14 protein-coding genes are annotated in these 15531 nt (G+C 59.6%); 6 read left to right on the top strand and 8 right to left on the bottom strand.

The genetic code is table 11. The features are described 5' to 3' along the window. The first annotated feature begins 174 nt into the window (after nt 1–174). Genes FW764_RS16070 through FW764_RS16060 form a run of 3 tightly spaced genes read left to right on the top strand, consistent with a single transcriptional unit; the run spans nt 175 to nt 3740 of the window. Nucleotides 175–834 carry a paraquat-inducible protein A gene (locus FW764_RS16070; protein ID WP_446434740.1) on the top strand — a complete coding sequence of 220 codons (660 nt, stop codon included), beginning with the start codon at nt 175–177 and terminating at the stop codon, nt 832–834. Continuing rightward, complete coding sequence (locus tag FW764_RS16065) at nt 821–1444, top strand: paraquat-inducible protein A (protein ID WP_446434739.1); 624 nt, start codon at nt 821–823, stop codon at nt 1442–1444. The genes FW764_RS16070 and FW764_RS16065 overlap by 14 nt, the downstream gene beginning before the upstream one ends. After that, nucleotides 1437–3740, top strand: coding sequence for an MlaD family protein (locus tag FW764_RS16060; RefSeq protein ID WP_446434738.1), 2304 nt, complete (start codon nt 1437–1439; stop codon nt 3738–3740). The genes FW764_RS16065 and FW764_RS16060 overlap by 8 nt, the downstream gene beginning before the upstream one ends. Before the next feature lie 148 nt (nt 3741–3888). On the opposite strand, the gene mksF is transcribed toward FW764_RS16060, so the two are convergent. The 3 genes from mksF to mksB are packed head-to-tail and all read right to left on the bottom strand — an operon-like array spanning nt 3889 to nt 8700. Then, complete coding sequence (gene mksF / locus FW764_RS16055; protein WP_446434737.1) at nt 3889–6729, bottom strand: Mks condensin complex protein MksF; 2841 nt, start codon at nt 6727–6729, stop codon at nt 3889–3891. Beyond that, the gene (gene mksE / locus FW764_RS16050) at nt 6726–7433 is read right to left on the bottom strand and encodes an Mks condensin complex protein MksE (RefSeq protein ID WP_446434736.1); all 708 of its coding nucleotides are present in this window, start codon (nt 7431–7433) and stop codon (nt 6726–6728) included. The genes mksF and mksE overlap by 4 nt, the downstream gene beginning before the upstream one ends. Beyond that, nucleotides 7423–8700, bottom strand: coding sequence for an Mks condensin complex protein MksB (gene mksB / locus FW764_RS16045; RefSeq protein WP_446434735.1), 1278 nt, complete (start codon nt 8698–8700; stop codon nt 7423–7425). The genes mksE and mksB overlap by 11 nt, the downstream gene beginning before the upstream one ends. A gap of 187 nt (nt 8701–8887) precedes the next feature. On the opposite strand from mksB, the gene FW764_RS16040 reads away from it, so the two are divergent. Continuing rightward, a complete protein-coding gene (locus tag FW764_RS16040; protein ID WP_446434754.1) occupies nt 8888–9631 on the top strand; it encodes an energy transducer TonB in 744 nt (247 codons plus the stop codon). Continuing rightward, on the top strand, nt 9624–10076 hold the full coding sequence (gene rimI, locus FW764_RS16035) for a ribosomal protein S18-alanine N-acetyltransferase (RefSeq protein WP_446434734.1): 453 nt from the start codon (nt 9624–9626) through the stop codon (nt 10074–10076). The genes FW764_RS16040 and rimI overlap by 8 nt, the downstream gene beginning before the upstream one ends. 50 nt (nt 10077–10126) lie before the next feature. Here the strand turns inward: rimI and FW764_RS16030 are convergent, their stop codons facing one another. After that, nucleotides 10127–10531 (bottom strand): serine kinase/phosphatase, encoded by a 405-nt coding sequence (locus FW764_RS16030; RefSeq protein ID WP_446434733.1) that lies wholly within the window; start codon nt 10529–10531, stop codon nt 10127–10129. Nucleotides 10532–10670: 139 nt separating this feature from the next. Between FW764_RS16030 and can the strand changes: the two genes are divergently transcribed. Further along, complete coding sequence (gene can, locus FW764_RS16025) at nt 10671–11315, top strand: carbonate dehydratase (protein WP_083360301.1); 645 nt, start codon at nt 10671–10673, stop codon at nt 11313–11315. Here can and FW764_RS16020 read toward each other — a convergent pair. The 4 genes from FW764_RS16020 to FW764_RS16005 form a co-directional block, all read right to left on the bottom strand. After that, on the bottom strand, nt 11312–11836 hold the full coding sequence (locus FW764_RS16020) for an SET domain-containing protein-lysine N-methyltransferase (protein ID WP_446434732.1): 525 nt from the start codon (nt 11834–11836) through the stop codon (nt 11312–11314). The two genes, can and FW764_RS16020, sit on opposite strands and share 4 nt — an antisense overlap. Nucleotides 11837–11982: 146 nt before the next feature. Then, nucleotides 11983–13152 carry a hypothetical protein gene (locus FW764_RS16015; protein WP_446434731.1) on the bottom strand — a complete coding sequence of 390 codons (1170 nt, stop codon included), beginning with the start codon at nt 13150–13152 and terminating at the stop codon, nt 11983–11985. Between the two features lie 122 nt (nt 13153–13274). Then, complete coding sequence (acpA, locus tag FW764_RS16010) at nt 13275–14975, bottom strand: acid phosphatase (RefSeq protein WP_446434730.1); 1701 nt, start codon at nt 14973–14975, stop codon at nt 13275–13277. Nucleotides 14976–15072: 97 nt separating this feature from the next. After that, nucleotides 15073–15393, bottom strand: a complete 321-nt coding sequence (locus FW764_RS16005; protein ID WP_446434729.1) for a hypothetical protein — start codon at nt 15391–15393, stop codon at nt 15073–15075. Nucleotides 15394–15531: the final 138 nt, after the last annotated feature.

Genomic DNA, 15531 nt, shown 5'->3' with positions numbered 1-15531 from the left:
GTGAATGGGCTCATTCAACATTAGCGCGAATGGTGCGGGCAGCCAGTTAAAGCAACGTTCTGATTGCCTGCTTTCACCGGCCCCCCGAGCTCTTCCCGACAAATTTGCACAGTTATTTCTGAACCAGACCACTAGAATAGGCACCTAACCTTTTTTACAGTTCGAGCCCTATCTATGCCCGATCCAGTTGATACCCTCAAGGTGTCGGACTTACCACTGGAGGATCTGGTGGCATGCCATGAGTGCGACTTGCTGATGCGCAAACCCGTACTCGCCCTCGGTGAAAAAGCCCAATGCCCGCGCTGCGGTTACGAGTTATATGCGCACCGCCACAACGTCGTTGAACGAAGCCTGGCCTTGGTGCTTGCCGCGTTATTGCTGTACGTCCCCGCGAACTTTTTACCCATCATGCAGCTCAATCTACTCGGGCAGTCCTCAGAAGACACCGTATGGAGTGGTGTTGTCGGCCTTTTCGATACCGGTATGCAAGGCGTCGCAGCCGTGGTGTTTCTGTGCAGCATGGGCATTCCCCTGCTTAAGTTGCTCTGCCAATTGGCGGTTCTGCTCAGCATTCGCTGGAAGATCGGTCGCAGTTATGGGCTGTTGCTCTACCGCATTTATCATCACCTGAAGGATTGGGGGATGTTGGAGGTTTACTTGATGGGCGTGCTCGTTGCGATCGTCAAACTCGCCGACATGGCCTCCATCACGGTAGGCCTGGGGCTTATCTGTTTCGTCAGTCTATTAATGGTTCAAGTACTGCTTGAGGTGGTGATGTCGCCCCACCAGATCTGGCAAGCGCTGTCAGGAGAGGATGATCATGCGGGCGATTGATGCGGGCATTCTGATTTGTACCGAGTGCCACGAGTTGAACAAGCAAGAGGCTGACACAGAGGAGCAACTCTGCACCCGTTGCGGTGCGCTGGTCCATACCCGTCGCCCCAACAGTCTCACGCGTACCTGGGCATTACTGATCACGGCGGCGATCTTGTACATCCCGGCCAACTTATTACCCATCATGACCGTCAATTCCCTTGGCCAGGGCGATCCTAGTACCATCATGGCCGGTGTGATCCAGCTGGTTCAGCACGGTATGTTCCCCATCGCAGCCGTAGTGTTTATCGCCAGTATCCTCGTGCCGACATTCAAGCTGGTGGGCATTGGCCTACTGTTGTTTTCGGTGCAGCGGCATCAACCGCTGAGCGCGCGACAACGCATTGTCATGTACCGCTTTATCGAATTCATTGGCCGCTGGTCCATGCTGGATATCTTTGTGATCGCTATCCTGGTGGCGGTTGTTAACTTTGGGCGACTTGCCAGTGTCGAGGCCAATCTCGGTGCAGCAGCGTTCGCCAGTGTGGTGATCTTGACGATGCTTGCCGCAGTAACTTTTGATCCCCGACTGATTTGGGACAACACGGAGTCGGACGACGACCATGAGTGATTTGCCAAAAGCTAAAACCCGCCCAGCCTCCAACTGGTCGGCCATTTGGGTGTTGCCGTTGGTGGCCCTGATCATCGGCGGCTGGCTGGGATGGCGTGCCTATTCCCAACAGGGCATCGAGATCCAGGTGCGCTTTGAAAGCGGCGAGGGCATCCAGGTCAACAAGACCGAGGTAGTCTACAAAGGCATGACCGTGGGCAAGGTCAAGACTCTGGCGCTGGACGACGAGGGCAGCAATCGCGGGGTGATCGCTACCATCGAGATGAACAAGGATGTCGAGCAATACCTCAAGACCAACACGCGCTTCTGGCTGGTCAAACCCAGCGTCAGCCTCGCTGGCATCACCGGCTTGGAAACCCTGGTCTCCGGTAACTACATTGCCGCCAGCCCTGGCGATGGGGAGCCCACACGCAAGTTCAAGGCCCTGTCCGAAGAGCCGCCGTTATCCGATGCCAAGCCCGGCTTGCACTTGACCATCAAAGCCGATCGCCTCGGCTCGCTCAACCGTGGCAGCCCGGTGTTCTACAAGCAGATCCAGGTCGGCCAGGTTAAAAGCTACCTGCTGTCAGAGGACCAGAGCACCGTCGAGATCAAGGTCTACATCGAGCCGACCTACGCCAGCCTGGTGCGCAAACATACGCGCTTCTGGAACGCCAGTGGCATCAGCATCGACGCCAACCTCTCCGGCGTGAAAGTGCGCAGCGAATCCCTCTCCAGCATCGTTGCCGGTGGCATCGCATTCGCCACGCCCGAGAATCGCAAGGACAGCCCTCCGACCGATCCGAGCCTGCCGTTCCGTCTATACGAAGACTTCGACGCCGCCGCCGCAGGCCTCAAGGTCAAGGTCAAACTCACCGACTTCGAAGGCCTGCAGGCCGGGCGCACCCCGGTCATGTACAAAGGCATCCAGGTCGGTAGCCTGAAAACCCTGAAGATCGACCCGGACCTGTCCAGTGCCAACGCCGAGTTGACCCTCGACCCACTTGCCGAAGACTATCTGGTGCATGACACCCAGTTCTGGGTGGTAAAGCCGTCGATCTCCCTGGCGGGTATTACCGGCCTGGAAGCCTTGGTCAAAGGTAACTACATCGCCATTCGCCCCGGTGACAAAGGCAGTGCTCCGCAGCGTGAGTTTGTCGCCCGGGCCAAGGCGCCACCGCTGGACCTGCGTTCCCCAGGCCTGCACATGGTGCTGTTCACTGACAATCTCGGCTCGCTGGATGTCGGCAGCCCGATTCTCTACAAGCAGGTCAAGGTCGGTTCGGTGCAGAGCTACCAGTTCTCGCGCAAGAACAAGCAACTGGTGATTGGCGTTCACATCGAGAAGGAATACGAAAACCTGGTCAACGGCTCGACACGCTTCTGGAATGCCAGCGGCGTCACGCTGACAGGCGGACTCACCGGCGGTATCCAAGTAAAAAGCGAATCCCTGGCCAGCCTGATGGCCGGCGGTATCGCCTTCGAAACACCAGAGCCAAACGTGCCGCTGAAAAAGCGCATCCCACGTTTCCGTTTGTTTACCGATCGAGAGGCTGCCAATCAACATGGCACCTTGGTGACCATCAAGGTTGATCGCGCCGACGGTTTGCGCGTCGGCACGCCGGTACGCTTCAAGGGCCTGGACGTAGGCAAAATCGAGAGCGTTGATCTGAGTGCCGATATGCAGTCCGTGTTGCTCAGTGCACGCATTACCCAAGTGGCTGATCGAATCGCACGCACCGGCAGCCAGTTCTGGGTGGTCAAGCCTGAGCTGGGTCTGATGAAAACTTCGAACCTGGAAACCCTGGTGACCGGCCAGTACATCGAAGTACAGCCGTCAGCGAAAAACGCGGGGCCACAAAAGAGCTTCATCGCCTTGGAAAAACCACCAGAGGCAGTTCATCAGGAGGAAGGCTTGAGCCTGGTACTCAGCGCCGCACGCCGTGGCTCGTTGAAGGAGGGCGTCCCCGTCACCTACCGCGAAGTCACGGTCGGCAAAGTCACCGGCTACGAGCTGGGCCAGACCGCCGACCGCGTACTGATCCATATCCTGATCGAGCCCAAGTACGCGCCACTGGTACGTAGCGGCAGCCGCTTTTGGAACACCAGCGGCTTCGGTCTCGACTTTGGCCTGTTCAAAGGCGCGACGGTACGTACCGAATCCCTGGAGACCCTGGTCGCGGGCGGAATCGCCTTCGCAACGCCAGATGGCGAGCGCATGGGCAACGCTGCACGGCCGCAGCAGACTTTCCCGCTGTTCGACAAGTTTGAGGACGAGTGGCTGACGTGGGCGCCTAAAATCCCGCTCGGCAAATAAACCGAGGCGCGGCCATCGCGGGCAAGCCCGGCTCCCACATTCAACCGCATTTATCTTGTAGGAATGCGGTCAGCTGAGGCCGCAACAGGCGACAAAAAAGGCCCCTGGATTCTCACCCAGGGGCCTTTTTGCATTTCAGTTCAACCGATCAAACCTCATCCAGCTCCGGCTCATCCGCCTGCACATTCACCGTGGCCTTTACTGCATCATGACGACGGATGTACTTCCAGTCCGCCTCATCAATGTAGATGCCATTCGGTCCGCTGCCGCCTTCCAGGTCGATCGCCACTTGGGCGGACACCTGTGGCTTCACACTGGCTAGGATCGGCACGAAACCCAGCTGCAAGCTGGTTTCCAGCAGCGCCGCCTGGTTCTTCTCATCGATGTCCGCCGCTTCGTCGAGGTAGTACGGCAAACGCACACGTCCGGCTTGATCGCGGTCCATCAAGTGCAGCAACAAGTACATGTTGGTCAGCGCTTTGATGGTCATGGTGGTGCCGTTGGACGCCGCACCGTCGATGTCGGTGTGAATCACCGGCTGGCCGTGCACCTTGGTGATCTCGAAAGCCAGCTCAAACAAGTCCTTGAGGCCCAACTGGTTGTGGTTGGCCGCCACCAGGCGCGCGAGGTATTCCTTGGCCTCCTCGTTCTTGTTGTCCTGCTCAGCGCTTTGGCTTAAGTCGAACACCGACAGCGTCTCGCCTTCCTCATACTGACCGGCACTGTGGATGATCTGGTCGATGTGCTTCAGGGCTTCCTTGTTCGGCGCCAGCACGATGCGGAAGCTCTGCAGGTTGGACACCTGACGCTTGTTGATCTCACGGTTGAACAGTGCCAACTGGTGTTCCAGGCTGTCGTAGTCGCTGCGGATATTGCGCAGGGTTCGCGCGATATCGGTGACGGCTGCACGGCGCGCCTTACCCAAGGTCAAGGCTTCATCGGTGCGGTGCGCATAGGCGTTGATCAGCAGGTGCAGGCGACGCTCCATATCATCTTCACTGTCGAACTTGGCCACACCTTTGAGGCGGACCTGCGCATACAACGCGTCGATCTGCCCATCGGCGCGCAGCAAACCTTGCCAGCTGTCCTGATAGTCATTGAGCAGTGGCAACAGGTTGTCCATGGAGTCGTCTACCGGGTCCATGAACGGCGTCCCGAACGGCAAGTCCGCCGGCAACAGCTGGCGACGACGCAGTGCGTCATCCAGCGTGCGTTGCTTGGCTTCCATATCGCCGATCTGCCGGCCGACCAGTTGCAGCTTGGCCGACAGTTGCTGCACGCGTTCGGTGAAGGCGTCACTGGAGCGCTTCAACTCGTCCTGCGCGGCTTCCATCTGCGCCAGCTGTTCCAGCTTCTCGCCTTCTTCAGCGCTGAGGGTTTGCGTGCGTCGGAAATCTTCCAGCGCCTTTTGCGCATCCAGCACTTGCTGGTACAGCGCTTCGGTCTGGGTCTTGCTCGCCGCACGGTCAGAGGCTACAGCCTGCTGCGTCTTAAGCTGCTTGAGTTCCTTTTCCAGGCGCTCTTTCTGGTCACGCAACGCCGCGCGGTCCGCCAGCGCCTGCAACGCAGGTGGCTCGATGTGCGAGATGTCGATGGACAGCCCCGGCACTTCAAAATGCTCGCCCTTGAAGCCGTCGAGGATTTGCTCCAGGGATTTGACCCATTGGCCGTCCTCATCCAGCGTGATGCCATGCTCGCCCAATGGCAGGCTGAACAGCGAACTGTTGAACAGACGCATCAGGCGCTCGACATCCTGCTGTGAGAATTCTTCGCGCAGTTTGGCGTAGCTGTTGTTGTCCGCGTGATCAAGCTGCTGCTTGACCGACTTCAGGCGTTTTTCCAGGTCGCGCAGACGCTCGTCCAGGTCCTCGGCGCTGAACTGTCGCGACTGCGCCAAGGCGCCCGCCAATTCATCGTGGGCATCCTTGGCAGCCAGCAGTTGCTGCTCCAGCACTTTGACGTCATCGACTAACGCAAAGCGATGTTTGAGCACCGACAGCTCGCCCAGCCAACGCTGAATACCGCTGATTTCTCGCTCCAGGCGCATCAGCTCCTGGGTGCCGCCACGCTGGTCGTTTTGCAGCGAGTCCTGCTCGTTGCGGTAATGCTCGGCCTGGATGGTCAGCTCTTCCTTGCGTGCACTGGCGTAGTCCGACCAGGTGCCGAGCAAGGAGTCCAGCAACGGCGACAGGCGATGCAGTTTGCCGCGCAAAATGTCGCGCTGTTTCACACCATTGGCCAGGGCTTCAACCAACGGGCCGGCAGCCACCAGCGAGTTGTAGTCCTGCTCCATGCGTCGCACATCGCGGAAGGCTTCTTCGCACGCCGCGATGTAATCGACGCTGCCCGAACGCAAGCTGTGCTCGAAGGCATCCAGGAACAATTGCTTGAGCTTGGCCGCTGTGATTTCGCGCATGTGCAGCAGGTTGATAAACAGCGCGCGAAAGGTTTTCAGGCTCTGCTCGCTGGTCGAGCGCAGCGGGATCAGGGTCAGGTCCAGCGGGATAGACGTGTGGCCGCCCACCAGCAAACGCCGTAGTTCATCCGGCTTGAGTTCGTAGGCTTTCAGGCCTTCGCGTTCAAGGTTGGTGAACAGCTCTTTCTGACGCAGGCAGGTGTCGTTTTTTTGGTAGTGGGCCAGGTCCAGCTTGCCGGCATAGGCAAAGAACTGGTGACCAAAACCACCGCCAGGGCCACGCCCGACCACGCCGATCACATGTGGGCCGTGGGGCAGCGAGACTTCCACAAGGATGTAGCTGGTGTCGGTGGCAAAGTAGAAACGCCGCGATTGCTCCAGGGTGTACTTGCCGAAACTCATGTCCGACATACGCGCCAGAATCGGGAATTGCAGGGCGTTGATCGACGCGGATTTACCCAGGTTGTTCGCGCCATACACCGACAGCGGCTCTTCCAGCGGGAACAGGCCCAAACTGTAACCGGCGGTGTTCAATAGGGCGAAGCGGCGGATGCCGTAGCGTTCCTTACTCATGCATCGGTCTCCTGTTCTTCGGCAATCGCACGGGCCATGGCGTCTTCTTCGCTTTCTTCGTCAAAGTCGCTCAAGTCCAGCGGGTCATCGGTTTTCAGTAGTTTCTCATCGCTGTCTTCGTCGATGATCACCGGCGCCGGCAATGGCAACACGCTGTGTACGCTGGCCGCGAGGTCACGGTCTTGTTGCACCGACAGGCACACGTCGAGGAAACGGTGCATCGGCGGCAGGAAGCGATAAACGCCGTTGTCTTCAGTGGCAAAACCCAGTTGGGTCATGCGGCGCATGATTTTTTCTTCGAGTTCTTCCTGGGTCTGCACTTCGGCCTGGATAAACAGGTCGCGGTACTTCTCCAGCAACGACGGCAATTCATCGCGGCCCAGGCTGCCACCGTCGAGCACGGCGATCGGGTCGCGGCCCTGGTCGGCTAAATGCTCGACGATGATGAAGGTGAACAACGCCAGGCGCTGGGCGGTCTTGTTGACCTGCGCGCTGGCGATGGCGGAGTCCGGCACGAAGTAATAGAAGCCACGGGTATCGCACACCAGTTCAAAGCCCAGGGCCTTGAACAGCGTGCGGTACTGGTCCTGGAAGTTCGACAGTTGTGCGTACAGCTCCGGGTCACGGCGGCTGACGTGGTAACCCTTGAACAGCTCGCGAAAGATCGGCGCCAGCTGGGACAGTTCGGATAGATCAAGATGCATTAGGTGTACTCGCAGAATTCTCGGCCATATCAGAGCCGGCCGGGAGCAGGGCGAATGAGCGCAGGCTGACCTGGTGCTCGTATGTGTGGTAGTCGCGGCGTTCCAGGCGTTCGCGCTTGAAGCGTTTCTCGCGTGAAAGTCGCGAGAACCAGTACAACAATTCGTCGGTGGCGCCGTCCGGCTCCTGCTCCAGCAGCCAGGTCATCAGGTCCGGCATTGGCAGTGCGTCTTCGCAGCGCTCGAGCATTTCCTTGACCGTACGCGGTGCACGCTGGGCTTCGCCCTTGTGGGATTTGTGCGCCTTGGGGAAACGCGCTGGCTTCGGCTCGAAATTCGCCAGGGCATACACATAGGCCTCGACCTGGCTGGCACTGCCGAGGAAGGTGCTTTGCGGCCGCGTGAACATCGGCATCGCCGCTTGCGGCACCGCGTCCAACCCTTTACGGCGGATGGCCGACAACGCCAGTGCCGCGCCACGGGTCACAGCGTTGTGCCGGCGTGCTTCTTCACGCAATGGCAACAGCAGCTCGCGGGCGTGACGCAAGGTCAACTGAGCGCTGGTCTGCATTTCGAGGATGCGCGCGTGGGTGCGCAGCAGCATGTCATCATCCACCAGGTGGCCGAGACGCTGCTGCTCGGTGAGCATGCGCAACAGCACGTTCTCGACCTTGCGCACGCCCTGTTCGAAGGCGCCGTCGGCGTTCACCAGTTGGATCATCGGTTCGACGTATTCGTCCCAGGTCGCCAGGACCTCGGCGTAACGCTGGCGCAATGGGATCTGCCGGTCGCTGGTCTTGGCACGGTCGGCCACGGCCGCCAGGGCTTGTTCGTCGTTGGCGAGTTTTTTCAGCACGTCGCGTACGCGCATATCCAGCAGGCGCAACTGACGGGCCAGGTCGTGGCCATCACGGATGTCAAAGGCATCCTGGATATAACCGGCCAGGCGCTCGAGGTGGCGCAGGTAGGCTTCGATTTCCAGGCACAGGCCAAGCCGGTGCTCCTTGCGAAGATAGGCGAGGAAGTCGTGGATCTGTGCATTGAGCTCGAAACGGTTCGGGCTCTTGGCGACAGGCACCAGGATATCCAGGCGAATCCACACGTCCAGCAGGCTGGTGATGTCCTGGGGCGTGCTGTCCAGTTGTTGGGCGGCCAATTGCGCGCGCAGCTCGCCCAGGCTCAAGGTGCCTTGGTCGAAGTGTTCGCACAGTGGTTCAAGTAAGGCCCAGTGTTCGGCGAGGGCGCGCAGGACGCGCTTGGGTTCGATCATCGGAATGGCCAGCTGGTTGGCGATTAAAAGTCGCGATTGTACTGCATCAGGCGCGGGATTTATCCACAGCCGGTCAGTGCACAGTGGGCGATTGTTGCCGAACAGCGGTAGAATCCCCGCTCTTTACTTATCCACAAGTGGCCGAGCTGTGCTTATCGAGTCCCGACGTCGCGCCTACTTGACCGCCATGCAGGTGGTCAACTGGCTGCCCCGCACCGAACTGCCGTTTGCCGCACCGTCGCGGCCTGAGCTGCTGCAAGCGCTTGAGCCCTATGAGGCGTTCGAGGTTTCGGGCGAGGAAGCGGCTACGCCGGTCGCCGTGGTCAAGCCCGTCCCCGAGGTGCGTCCTGCCGTTGAGCGGGTGAAAATTGAAGTGCCGCGCCCATCGCCAATCGCCAAGCCGGCAGTGGCCGAAGAAACGGCCCCGGTGGCCAAGGCGCCCGTGGTGCCGCCGCCGCGTTTTGCCCTGCAATTGCTGCGGGCCGGGCGTTGCCTGCTGCTGGTGGAGTTACCCACCGGTGAGCGCTTCCAGACCCGCGACCCTGCCTACATGCTGCTAAAAGACATGCTGCGCGCCGCCGGCCTGCCCGATAGCCCGCAAATCGTCGGCGACCCGGTGCGCTGGCCGTTGCTGGTGCGCGGCAACATGGATCAGGGCCCGGAAGCCGCGCGGGATTTTGTCCAAGGTTTCGTGTCTGCGCGCCTGGAAGACGAACCCTGCGTGTGCCTGTGGCTGATCGGCCTGCCCGCCGTACGGTTTGCTGGCGAAGCGAATGCCGAAGCTTGGTACCGCGAACTGCAGGTCGAAGGCCTGGGGGCCGTTTGGGCCCTGCCGGGCCTGGAATTATTAATGGAAGAGCCACAGCGTAAGGCTGATGTCTGGCAAGCCATGCGCCGGCTGATGGCGCGCTGGAAAAGTACCGATGAGTGAAGCTTTATCGTTCCGCCCGATGACCGAGGCGGACCTCGATGCCGTACTTAAGATTGAATACGCGGCGTTCAGCCATCCCTGGACCCGTGGGATTTTTCTCGATGGGCTGGGCAAGTACCAGATCTGGCTGATGTTTGAAGGTGAGCAGCAGGTGGGCCACGGTGTGGTGCAGATCATCCTGGATGAAGCGCACTTGTTGAATATCACCGTCAAACCGGAAAACCAGGGCCGTGGCCTGGGGTTGGCGCTGCTGGAGCACCTGATGTCCCGCGCGTATGCCGCCAGTGCTCGCGAATGTTTCCTGGAAGTGCGCGACAGCAATACCGGAGCGTTCCGCCTCTATGAGCGTTATGGGTTTAACGAAGTTGGCCGTCGGCGAGACTACTACCCGGCCGTGGGCGGCCGCGAAGATGCCGTCGTGATGGCCTGTACGCTAGTCGACTGAATACAAAAGCCAATGTGGGAGCGGGCTCCCACATTTTGACCCGTGCTGTTTCAGCGGTTGCCGTCGACCGGATCAATATCGGCCAACTCAGCCTCATCCAGCCCATTGCCGGCGCCGATTTCCTCTTTATCGACGATGCTCAGATCGTAATCCGCAGGGCTGTCTTCACCTTCCTCCCGTGCATCGCGCGCGCCATCTTCGTGGATCAGGGTTTCCGGGCTCATATCATCGTCGGTCGACTCATGATCATCCGTCGACGCCCCGGTCATCCCTGCTTCGCGCACCCGTTCGTCGGGTAACAGATGCTCGCGCTCACTAGGTGGGATCTCATCACCGATTTCCGCCGTTGGCCCTTCCTCGTCAAAATCCAGCTCGCGCATGGAACCCATGCGGTCTTCGTTGTCGTCAATCGGTTCCGGCTGCGTAGCGCCGTAGGGACGTCGTGATTCAGTCATGGCCATTCCTCATACTGTGGGGCTTATAGTGTGTGGACAGGTACGGCGACCTAAAGATTCAAGCTAATTGCGGCTGGGCGTGACCCGGACGAGCGGTTGTCTGTCACACAGCTGCGCATCATTCCTGAGGCTTTCCCTGATGAACGAACTACAAAACTTGCTTGATAACAACGAACGCTGGGCGGATGCGATCAAACAGGAAGATCCCGAATTCTTCGCCAAGCTCGCCCGCCAGCAAACCCCGGAATACCTGTGGATCGGCTGCTCCGACGCCCGTGTGCCGGCCAACGAAATCGTCGGCATGCTGCCGGGTGATCTGTTCGTGCACCGCAACGTGGCCAACGTGGTGCTGCACACCGACCTCAATTGCCTGTCGGTGATCCAGTACGCGGTCGATGTGCTCAAGGTCAAACACATCCTTGTCACCGGCCACTACGGCTGCGGCGGCGTACGCGCCTCGATGCAGGACCGCCAATTCGGTTTGATCGACGGCTGGCTGCGCACCATTCGTGACCTCTACTACGAAAACCGCGACCTGCTAGCCCAATTGCCGACCGAAGAAGAGCGTGTGGACCGCCTTTGCGAGCTGAACGTGATTCAGCAGGTGGCCAACGTCGGTCACACCAGCATTGTGCAGAACGCCTGGCACCGTGGGCAGAGCCTGTCGATCCACGGCTGCATCTACGGCATCAAGGATGGCCGCTGGAAGAGTTTGAACACCACCATCAGTGGTTTTGAACAGTTGCCGCCGCAATACCGCCTGCGCCCGTTAGGTGAAGCTTAAGGCCGTTTGTGACGGTCCCGCAGCTCCAGGAACAGTTTGCCTTCCGCGCTGAGCTGTTCCTCTGGGCCTTTGATCCAGCCCCGGCAGTTGGGGCTGGCGCATTCGCAGGCGAACTGGCGAGGCAGCACGTCGCCGGTCTTGGCGTAGTCGATGCTCAGCCACGTATTGGCGGGTATAGGCATGACTGACCAGAGCTCCAGGTAGGAGGTGTCGAAATACACATTCGGATCGCAGGCGTGGTGCAGTTGACCGCACACCCAGGGGTCATACAGCCGGATGCGTGCAGATAGCTGGAACGTATGCTGACGGCATTCGCTCAAAGCGTAGCCAAACACTCTGGCAATGAGGGTGCGGCTGTCGAAATCAACGCGGGATTTAATGCCGATAGCTTCGCCGCTCTGATCGCGAACTACCTCAAATTGTCGGGTCGATGGGTATCCGCATTCCGCCAGCGTGGTCGCAAAGGGGTAAAGACAGTCACTGTCCACGCTGGCAGCCTTGTCCTTGGCTTGACTTTTCATCACTCTCCTTGAGTGGGCTGCATCGACTTGCGAAGGGGACTGACCGCCAGTCTTGCAGCGAATGGGCCCGCCTCAAGACTCGCTTAACAGATAGCCGATTGCTACTGTCAACGTTGACAGTAGCAATCGGCTATTTTTTATGCGCACTACAGCGCTGGCGCAGTGATTGCGGGGGCCGGAGCGGCATTCTTTAGCTGTTTCAACTGAGCCTTGATGGCGGGCGTGGCGCATTTGGCGTTGGCTTGCTCCGGGGGCAGGTTGCGTACCGAGGTGTAGAACAACTCACAGGTCTGCTCCTTGCGCGTGGCCTGCCAGGTGTTCATGCATGCCTTTAACAACACATTCGGATCGCTGGCGGGTTTCTGCCCCATGCCGGCTTGCCAGCAGGCGGCGCTCAAATCTTGCCCCATCACCTTTAAACCGGCCTCGTCGGCTTTTTGTTCATTGCCGTCGTAGGTGGCCGGGTCTGCCGCGTACCAGATGTAGCTCGGGTGATTGGCGCCCAGTACCGACACGGTTTTGCCCGCTGCCGGGCTGATCTGCACCAGGCCCAGCACGCCCACCGTCTGGCCGTACTGTTGCTTGATCCAGCTGCGCACCGGGGCGCCGAACGCCACCATCGGCAATGAGTCGCTGGCGCGCAGGCTCAGCTCTGCGACCATGCGGGTCTGATAGTCGGTGAAGTAGCTGTAGACGGTCTCCAGGTCCTTACCCGCGTTGGACGGCGCGGCGATCGGTGCGATATCGATGATGGTCTGGTAAGCCGGGGTTTCGGTGGCCGGGATGCCGTTGTCGGTGAGCAACGTGGCCCATCGGTCAGTGGTGGCAGATTCCAGGTAGTCCTGGGCCTGGGTCAGCGAATAATCCGGCGGGAAGTGCAGCAGCTCGATGCTTTTGCGGTTTTCCAGCGCCATGCCCAGCGGCAGGAACAGGTACCAGTTATAGGCCCATTTGCCGTCGGCGTTGAGTTTGCTGGCGCCTTGATAGGCAAGATCAGCGGTATTGAGCAACGTGGTCAGAGGCTGGCCATAATGGTCGGGTACACCGCTGAAGGTGGCTGAGACCTGGCCCTCGTGGGTCTTCACGCTGACCTTGGCGCGGCTGTAGCCGTCGCGCTGCAGGCTCTGATTCAAGTAGTGCTCGGCGGTCTGCTCCAGTGTCCAAGGTCGAAAGCAGATCACGTTGCAGTTATTGGGGAACGCGAACAACTGGGTGACGCGTTGCGTGCTGCCCAGTGGTACTTCGATATCGGCCTGTACGACCGCACTGGCCAGCAGTGCGGCCAGGGTGAAGGACAGCCTGGTCGGTTTAAACATAGTTGGTTCCTTGTCAGCGAAAGCCCGTCTGCGCGGGTTGAAAGCCCACCTCCACACAGTAGCGGTTGACCAGGAAAACCGCGTGTTAAATCGCCAGGCGTGTCGCTATTGGATAAGAAAACCTACGCCTTGAATGCCAACGTGTTGCTCAAGTCGCCCATGGGCTTCTGGCCGCGGGCAATCATCGCGTCATCACGCAGCTTGAGACCGTCCAGTTTCTCCAACTGGAACACACGGGTGATCAAACGCAGGATCGACGCCGTGTCGTACACCGTATGGTCCACTGTGCCTTTGCGCGCAAAGGGTGAGACCACCACCGCCGGAATCCGCGTGCCCGGGCCCCAGCGGTCGCCTTTGGGCGGTGCAACGTGGTCCCACCAGCCGCCGTTTTCATCGACGGTGATGATTACCACCATGTTTTTCCATTGTGGGCTTTCCTGCAGGACCTTCAGGGCACGGGTGATATGGCGATCACCCGAGGCCACGTCGGCGTAACCGGCGTGCATGTTGAGGTTGCCCTGAGGTTTGTAGAAGGCCACCGCCGGCAGTGTTCCCGCCTGGGCATCCGCCAGGAAGTGATTGGTGCTCGGTTCATCACCCAAGCCGCCATCGCGCAGGCGTTTCTTGCGCTCAACCGGGTTTTGCGGGCCTTGCTGCTTGAAGTAGTTGAACGGCTGATGGTGATACTGAAAACTCGGAATCTTCGGGATCGCTGCCGAATCCTTGTGTTCGTCAATCGTCGCCTGCCAAGCACCGCCGTACCAGGCCCAGTCGACGTTTTTCTTCGACAGCTTGTCGCCGATGTGGTCGTGAGACTGCGGCACCAGCACGCTGGGCAAGTCGGGTTTGGCGTAGTCCGGGCGTTCCGGGTCGCGGATCCAGGTCGGCCAATACGGTGGTGCCATGGTGTTCACTGCGTAGCCGTCCGGCGTCAGCGCACTGGGGCCGAATTGCGGCGGGCCGGTCATGGCACTGGCCGGGGACTTGTCCAGCGGCTTGAGGCGCGTGTCGGTGGGGTCGTCGCTCTGAAGCGTGGCGATCTGCGATTTGGCCACTGAATTGGCAGCATCCGGGTAAAACGGCACTTGAGCGCTGATCAAATACTGGTGGTTGAGGTAAGAACCACCAAAGGCGCCCTGGAAGAAGTTGTCGCAGAGCACGAACTCCTTGGCGACGTCCCACAGGCGCAGTGAGTAGCGCGTTTGAGGGTAATGGCCAAACGTCAGCGCGCCCGAGTCGGCCCAGGCGACAAACTGGTCGTTCTTGCCACCATTGATCTGCATCTGGTTCTGATAAAACACGTGCCACAGGTCGCGGGTGATCAGGCTCAACGGCAGGTCTTCGCCGTCCGGGCCCTTCAATGCGTAAGGTGCGTTGGGCAAGTGTTCTTGATATTGGGTAGCGACGGGGTAAACCACGCCGTCGATCGTCTGCGGCCCAAGCTGAGTAACGCCGCCCCACACTTGCGGCAGCGTTTGCAGCAGGCTGCCGTCACGGTCACGTTGCTGGTAGTCAGCGGGTTTGAGTGCTGACAGCGGGCTCTCTACGCCAGGGAAATCGGCAAACAGGTTGTTGAAACTACGGTTTTCGCCGTAGATCACCACCACATTCTTCACGTTGTCGTGCAGGGCCTTGTCCAGCTCTTGCGACGTGAGTGGGCGCACTTGCGGTTTGCCCGAGGGCGCGCCGGTATTGCCGCAGGCACCCAAGGTCGCGCCGACTCCCAGTACCGCCGCGCCTCCCAGGAAGCGCCGGCGGCTGGTATCCACCGGTGGTAGGGCTGTGGAATCGGAGGAAGGGCGATCTTGGTGCTCGTCACTCATTACAGGGAGTCCTTGCTGGCTAGTTGTTGCAAGATATTTCGCCAGGACGGTAGCAACCGAATATGACCGAACGAAGACAGCGATTTGAATCCGGCAATTACAACAGGCGCAGCGCCAACTGGCTACCCGCGCGCAAGTACTCCACCTGAGCCGTTACCGCATCCTTGACGATGGCTTCGCCGGTATCGGTCAACCTGGCTTTCTTCGCATCGATGACGCTGGTCTGCAGCAGTTGCATGGCGACATCCACGGCTTTTTGGAAGGCTGTCACGTTGTTGTGCAGACCAAACTCTTTGATCACGGCAGCCATGCGCCGATCCGCATCGTCTCGCAGGGTTATGTACTCAACGACCGATACGTTGTCGTCCTTATAAATATCATTGATCAACTCTTCCAGTGATTTGGACAGGGGCGTCATCGGATTTTCCTTGGCGATTGGTGAGGGGGAATCCGAGTCAGGTTAGTCAACGGCGTTGGGGATAGAAGTCAGGCGTTGTCGACACGCAGAGTGGGACGAACCCCACGCGTTGGATCAGAGAGGCGGCTTGCGGCTTGT

This window comes from Pseudomonas sp. 1152_12 (assembly GCF_052850675.1).
The sequence above is the reverse complement of the archived record's forward strand: the minus strand, read 5'-3'. Positions and strand labels throughout refer to the sequence as shown.

What these genes read in the sequence shown, in the direction of transcription:
- FW764_RS16030 (WP_446434733.1), bottom strand. Translation starts at nt 10,531, where the DNA reads ATGACTGAATCACGACGTCCCTACGGCGCTACGCAGCCGGAACCGATT.
- acpA (WP_446434730.1), bottom strand. Translation starts at nt 14,975, where the DNA reads ATGAGTGACGAGCACCAAGATCGCCCTTCCTCCGATTCCACAGCCCTA.
- FW764_RS16015 (WP_446434731.1), bottom strand. Translation starts at nt 13,152, where the DNA reads ATGTTTAAACCGACCAGGCTGTCCTTCACCCTGGCCGCACTGCTGGCC.
- FW764_RS16005 (WP_446434729.1), bottom strand. Translation starts at nt 15,393, where the DNA reads ATGACGCCCCTGTCCAAATCACTGGAAGAGTTGATCAATGATATTTAT.
- FW764_RS16070 (WP_446434740.1), top strand. Translation starts at nt 175, where the DNA reads ATGCCCGATCCAGTTGATACCCTCAAGGTGTCGGACTTACCACTGGAG.
- FW764_RS16020 (WP_446434732.1), bottom strand. Translation starts at nt 11,836, where the DNA reads ATGAAAAGTCAAGCCAAGGACAAGGCTGCCAGCGTGGACAGTGACTGT.
- FW764_RS16040 (WP_446434754.1), top strand. Translation starts at nt 8,888, where the DNA reads ATGCAGGTGGTCAACTGGCTGCCCCGCACCGAACTGCCGTTTGCCGCA.
- FW764_RS16060 (WP_446434738.1), top strand. Translation starts at nt 1,437, where the DNA reads ATGAGTGATTTGCCAAAAGCTAAAACCCGCCCAGCCTCCAACTGGTCG.
- FW764_RS16065 (WP_446434739.1), top strand. Translation starts at nt 821, where the DNA reads ATGCGGGCGATTGATGCGGGCATTCTGATTTGTACCGAGTGCCACGAG.
- mksF (WP_446434737.1), bottom strand. Translation starts at nt 6,729, where the DNA reads ATGAGTAAGGAACGCTACGGCATCCGCCGCTTCGCCCTATTGAACACC.
- can (WP_083360301.1), top strand. Translation starts at nt 10,671, where the DNA reads ATGAACGAACTACAAAACTTGCTTGATAACAACGAACGCTGGGCGGAT.
- rimI (WP_446434734.1), top strand. Translation starts at nt 9,624, where the DNA reads ATGAGTGAAGCTTTATCGTTCCGCCCGATGACCGAGGCGGACCTCGAT.
- mksE (WP_446434736.1), bottom strand. Translation starts at nt 7,433, where the DNA reads ATGCATCTTGATCTATCCGAACTGTCCCAGCTGGCGCCGATCTTTCGC.
- mksB (WP_446434735.1), bottom strand. Translation starts at nt 8,700, where the DNA reads ATGATCGAACCCAAGCGCGTCCTGCGCGCCCTCGCCGAACACTGGGCC.